6 protein-coding genes and 2 pseudogenes are annotated in these 5643 nt (G+C 54.8%); all 8 read left to right on the forward strand.

Going from position 1 to position 5643, the window contains the following annotated elements:
• Nucleotides 1-328: molybdopterin dinucleotide binding domain-containing protein (locus CPT76_RS39155; protein ID WP_258168194.1), on the forward strand; the 328-nt coding region annotated here is incomplete at its 5' end.
• Nucleotides 318-1805, forward strand: a complete 1488-nt coding sequence (narH, locus tag CPT76_RS08155; protein ID WP_105442560.1) for a nitrate reductase subunit beta — start codon at nucleotides 318-320, stop codon at nucleotides 1803-1805. The genes CPT76_RS39155 and narH, both read left to right, overlap by 11 nt.
• Nucleotides 1783-2374, forward strand: a pseudogene (gene narJ / locus CPT76_RS41935) (nitrate reductase molybdenum cofactor assembly chaperone). Before narH ends, narJ begins: the two are co-directional and overlap by 23 nt.
• Nucleotides 2361-3053 carry a respiratory nitrate reductase subunit gamma gene (gene narI / locus CPT76_RS08165; protein WP_105442561.1) on the forward strand — a complete coding sequence of 231 codons (693 nt, stop codon included), beginning with the start codon at nucleotides 2361-2363 and terminating at the stop codon, nucleotides 3051-3053. The pseudogene narJ and the gene narI overlap by 14 nt, the downstream one beginning before the upstream one ends.
• Nucleotides 3054-3097: 44 nt before the next feature.
• Complete coding sequence (locus CPT76_RS08170) at nucleotides 3098-3568, forward strand: GAF domain-containing protein (protein WP_374954625.1); 471 nt, start codon at nucleotides 3098-3100, stop codon at nucleotides 3566-3568.
• Entirely contained in the window at nucleotides 3565-4644 is a 1080-nt protein-coding gene (locus CPT76_RS08175) for a sensor histidine kinase (RefSeq protein WP_105442562.1), read from the forward strand. Before CPT76_RS08170 ends, CPT76_RS08175 begins: the two co-directional genes overlap by 4 nt.
• Nucleotides 4641-5288, forward strand: coding sequence for a response regulator transcription factor (locus tag CPT76_RS08180; protein WP_076164548.1), 648 nt, complete (start codon nucleotides 4641-4643; stop codon nucleotides 5286-5288). The genes CPT76_RS08175 and CPT76_RS08180 overlap by 4 nt, the downstream gene beginning before the upstream one ends.
• Before the next feature lie 160 nt (nucleotides 5289-5448).
• A pseudogene (locus CPT76_RS39170) lies at nucleotides 5449-5643 on the forward strand (nitrate/nitrite transporter); the annotation flags it as partial.

Raw genomic sequence — 5643 nt, forward strand, 5'->3', positions numbered from 1 at the left:
CGACATCCAGGACAACGATTGGCTGGAAGTCTACAACCGCAACGGCGTCGTCACCGCCCGTGCCGTCGTCAGCCACCGGATGCCGAAAGGCACGATGTACATGTATCATGCGCAGGATAAGCACATCAACGTGCCGGGCTCGGAAATCACGAAGGACCGTGGCGGCAGTCATAACGCACCGACGCGAATCCACGTGAAGCCGACCCAGATGGTCGGAGGTTATGCCCAGCTCAGCTATGGATTCAATTACTACGGACCGATCGGCAATCAGCGGGATGTGTACGTGGCTGTCCGCAAAATGAAAGAGGTGGATTGGCTTGAAGATTAAAGCGCAAGTCGCCATGGTCATGAATTTGGATAAATGCATCGGCTGCCATACGTGCAGCGTCACCTGCAAGAGCACCTGGACGAACCGTCCGGGCGCGGAATATATGTGGTTCAACAATGTGGAAACGAAGCCGGGCGTCGGCTACCCGATCCGTTGGGAGGACCAGGAGAAATACAAGGGAGGCTGGACGCTGAAAAAGGGCAAGCTGCAGCTGAAATCCGGCAGCAAGCTGTCCAAAATCGCGCTCGGCAAAATTTTCTACAATCCCGATATGCCGGAAATGAAGGATTACTACGAGCCATGGACCTACAACTATGAGCATCTGACGAATAGTGGGGAGAAGAAGCATCAGCCTGTGGCCCGCCCGAAATCGGCAGTCACCGGCGAAACGATGGACCTGGAATGGGGACCGAACTGGGAAGACGATCTGGCGGGCGCCCATGTAACGGGTCCGAAGGACCCGAATATCGAAAAGATCGAGGAAGAGATCAAGTTCAACTTCGAGCAGACGTTCATGATGTATTTGCCCCGCCTGTGCGAGCACTGCCTCAATCCCAGCTGTGTTGCGTCCTGCCCTTCGGGCGCAATGTACAAACGGGACGAGGACGGCATCGTGCTCGTGGACCAGGAAGCTTGCCGCGGCTGGCGCTACTGCATGACCGGCTGCCCATACAAAAAGGTGTACTTTAACTGGAAAACGAACAAGGCCGAGAAGTGCACCTTCTGTTTTCCAAGAATCGAAGCGGGGCTGCCGACGGTTTGCTCGGAGACCTGCACCGGCCGCATCCGGTATTTGGGTGTGATGCTGTATGACGCCGACCGCGTGCAGGAAGCGGCCTCCACACCGGATGAAAAGGATCTGTACCAGGCGCAATGCAGCCTGTTCCTTGATCCGCATGATCCTGCGGTGATCGAGCAGGCGCGCAAAGACGGGTTGTCCGAGGAGTGGATTGAGGCGGCCCAAAACTCGCCCGTCTATAAACTCGCCATCGAATACAAGCTGGCCTTCCCGCTTCATCCGGAGTACCGTACGCTGCCGATGGTATGGTACGTGCCGCCGCTCAGCCCCATCATGAACTACTTTGAAGGCAGAGATTCGATCGAAAATCCGGACATGATCTTCCCGGCGATCGAGGAGATGCGCACGCCGATTCAGTACCTCGCTAACCTGGCGATGATGCGCTCCTACATGCGGGCCCAGTCGGCCGGTGCCGAATTTGACGAAGCGCGGCTGACGCGGGTCGGCCTGACGGCAGGTCAAATGAAGCAGATGTACCGGCTGCTTGCCATTGCCAAATACGATGACCGGTTCGTGGTGCCGACATCGCACAAAGAAAGCCACATGGATGTGTACCGCTCCCAAGGCCTCGTAGGCTTCAGCTTGGGCTGCAGCGGCTGCGGACCGGCAAGCCCGCAGGGCAAAACCGGCAAGGAACTGTACGAAGAAAATTTCTATGGGGGGATCTGGCGTGATTAATCTCGAAAAGCTGCAGAACGATCAAACCGTGTCGGTTTTTCGCTCAAATGCTGACTTACCCGGAGAAGCTGGATTTCCACCCGTCCGTGCTGGCGGAGTCGTTGGACTCCAAACATCCGGCCTATACTTCAGTCCGTACTTTCTGGAACCTCATGCATGAATACAGCATGGAGCAGATTGAGGAGATGTACGTTCAGACGTTCGATTTTCAGAAAAAAACGAACCTTGTACATGACCTTCCACAAATTTGAGGACAGCCGGACCGGGGACAAATGCTGGCCAAGCTCAAGGAAACGTATCAGCTGTACGGCCTCGATATCGCCGGATCCGAGCTGTCCGATTACCTGCCGCTCATGTGCGAATTCGTCTATGCCGCCAACTGGCAGGGGCATGAAAAGGAAGCGGCGGAGAGCCTGGATCTCATGCTGGCGGTCATGGAGGACGGCACCTACCATCTGCTGAAGGCTCTGGAGAAGTCCGGCAGTCCGTACGCTCACCTGATCCGCGGCCTGCGCGAAACATTTAAAGCATGTATCCAGCAGGAGACGGAGGCGCATGAGCATGATTAACCAGTTTCTATGGGTCATATTCCCCTATGTGTGCCTCGCGGTGTTTGTCGTCGGACATATTTACCGTTATCGTACCGACCAGTTCAACTGGACGGCCAAATCCAGCGAGTTTATCGAGAAAAAGCAGCTGAGGCTGGGCAGCCTGATGTTCCATTTGGGCATTATCCCCGTGATCGGGGGTCATGTTGCCGGCCTGGCCATTCCCCAATCGTGGATGGAAGCAGCGGGAGTCAGCGACCATATGTACCATATCGGCGCGGTATATATCGGCAGCGCCTTTGGCCTGCTGACCTTGGGCGGCATGATCCTGCTGACCTCGCGCCGGTTCACGATCCGTAATGTCCGCCGGCTCAGCTCCGCTTCAGACATGATCGTCAACGTGCTGCTGCTGTTTATCATGTTCATGGGCATGTACAGCACGCTGGTGACGAACGCCGTCCAGCCGGAGTTCAACTACCGGGAGAGCATTTCGGTCTGGTTCCGGGATTTGTTTATGCTGCGTCCGGATGCGGCGCTGATGGTAAATGTGCCGCTGTCGTTCAAGATTCACATTCTGGCCGGATTCGGGATTTTCGCGCTGTGGCCGTTTACCCGGCTCGTGCACGTATGGAGCGTTCCGTTGAATTATGTAGGCAGAAGATATATCCTTTATAGGAAGCACCGCAATTATGAATCGTAGACCAAAGAAGGCGAACAGCCTTCTTTTCTACATCAAGGGGAGCTATGGCCGTGAAGAATCAGCCGAACTATCAATACCAAGCGGAAATCGAAAAGCTCCGGGACCGGTTTCAATTCGATTTTGTGTCCCTGGCTCTTGTTCAGCCGGCTGAGGACCGATTCGTATTGACCTGGCAATATGCCTCCGGCAACATGAACGATCGCTATAAGCGGATTGTCCTGCATTCAGGGAAAGGCATTGCGGGCATCGTGTTCAAAACCGGAAAGCCGATGCTGATCCAAAATGTGAACACCGATATCGAATCCCGGGATTTGTTTAATTATCCGATCATTGTGGCGGAGCAGTTGAAGAGCCTCGGGGCCATTCCGCTGTGGGAAGCAGCGCGGGTCCAGGGCGTCTTGCTGGTGGGCTACCGCGTAGAGAACCGCCTGACCCAAGCAGCCTTTGACCAGTTCCAGGAGGGACTTGGCAAGGAATTTGGCGCTTTTGTTGCGGGGGAGGTGGGACAGCCTTGATTCGGATGACGGATGAACATTTAAATGATCTGCTGAAGAAGATGTATGCGAACAGCATGGAGGCAATCTTTTTTATCGATGAAAAAGGCAGCGTCGTCGCCATGAACCCGGCCGCGGAGAACATACTGGATATTGACGTGATCGAACGGATGCAGTCCGGCGTCGACGATTCCTTTTGCCAGGCCTGCAAGGGCTACACGGACGAAAAAGATCAGATTTCCTGTTCCAAATGCTATTTAGACTATCCGAAAGGGGATTTTTCCTCGTTCCAGGTCTATCTCCAAACCAGGGGCGAAGGCGTCGTCCCTTATGCAGCCAGCTATCATACCATTGACGAGGAGCGGGGGATCCGCGTGCTCATGCTTTTGGATCTGACTAAACAGCAGAAGACGCAGGAGATGCTCCAGCGCTCGAATCTGCTGAAATACGTTATTAAAGCGCAGGAAGACGAGCGAAAGCGGATTTCCCGGGAACTGCATGACAGTGTCGCCCAGGAGCTGCTCAGCTCGCTTGTGGACCTGCGCGTGGTCAAATATATGGAGGTTGGCGAAGATGTACTGAAGAAGCTGCAGCAGACCGAAGTGTCGCTGACGCGGCTGCTGGACGACATCCGGCATTTGTCCGTAGAGCTGCGGCCGGCCTCGCTCGATGACCTGGGGCTGGAAGCGGCATTCCGGTCGCATTTCAAATGGATCGAGAAAAACTACGGCCTGCTCGTCGATTTCTCGGCGGAGCTGTCCGCGGCCCGTTACGGCAGCGAGATCGAGACCGTGGTCTACCGCGTATGCCAGGAAGCCGTCCTGAACGCGCTGAAATACGCCGGTACCGACGAGGTGCATGTCCGGTTATGCGAAGAGGACGGGGTCCTGCAGCTGACCGTCAAGGATGACGGAACCGGATTCAATATGAATGAGAATGAAGCCAAGGGCACCGGCCTTGGCTTATACGGGATGCGTGAGCGCGCCGAGCTTGTCGGCGGCCAGTTCATGCTGTATTCGGCCATCGGCGGAGGGACGAAGGTGGAGCTGCGCATTCCGTGTTCAGAGGATAACGAGAGGGAGACCGATACACGATGAAAATTGTCATAGCGGATGATCATGCGGTGGTCCGGAGCGGCTTTTCCATGATTCTGAACTATCAGGAGGATATGGAAGTCGTCGCGACAGCTGCTGACGGCATGGAGGCTTACGCCATGGTGGCCAAGCATCAACCGGACGTGCTGCTGATGGACCTCAGCATGCCTCCGGGCGAGAGCGGCCTGATTGCCACGGGCAAGATCAGCAATGATTTTCCGAATACGAAAATACTGATCCTCACCATGTATGATGACGACGACTATTTGTTCCATGTGCTGAAAAACGGGGCTTCCGGCTACGTGCTCAAAAACGCGCCAGATGAAGAGCTGGTCTCGGCCATCCGGATGGTGCACAAGGGAGGAACCTACATCCATCCGCAAATGGCCACGTCACTGGTTCGGGAGTATATTAAAAAGGACAGCGAGAGCGCGGACAACGATCCGTTTAACAGCCTGTCCCCACGGGAAATCGAGATTTTGCCGCTCATCGCCAAAGGCTACGGCAACAAAGAGATTGCGGAGAAGCTGTATGTCTCCGTCAAAACGGTGGAGGCCCATAAGGCCAAAATTATGGAGAAGCTGAACCTGAAAAGCCGCCCGGAGCTTGTGGAGTATGCGCTAAAGAAAAAGCTGCTGGATTTCTAGCATTTTTAAGGATAACGGGTGTTACAGCCACAGGATATAGGGAAGTTCCCCTGACGAATTCAGGGAACTTCCCTATTATCTTTGTGAATATCGTCACGTACAATAAGGCATGGGGATCAATGAAGTCAGCCATTCATCACGTTCAGAAAAGGTGGTTGAAATGATCAAAAAAGCGCAGCTGCCGCTGCAGACGATGAATTTGGTGCTTGGATTTATGGTATGGGTTATCATTTCCGCATTGCTGCCGTTCATTCGGGAGGACATAACCATCCCGGCGGACCGGCTGGCGATCCTGACCGCAATCCCGGTGGTGCTGGGCTCGGTGCTCCGTTTGCCGCTGGGATACTACGCCAAC

The organism is Paenibacillus sp. AR247 (genome assembly GCF_002968895.1).
Classification (GTDB): domain Bacteria; phylum Bacillota; class Bacilli; order Paenibacillales; family Paenibacillaceae; genus Paenibacillus_AQ; species Paenibacillus_AQ favisporus.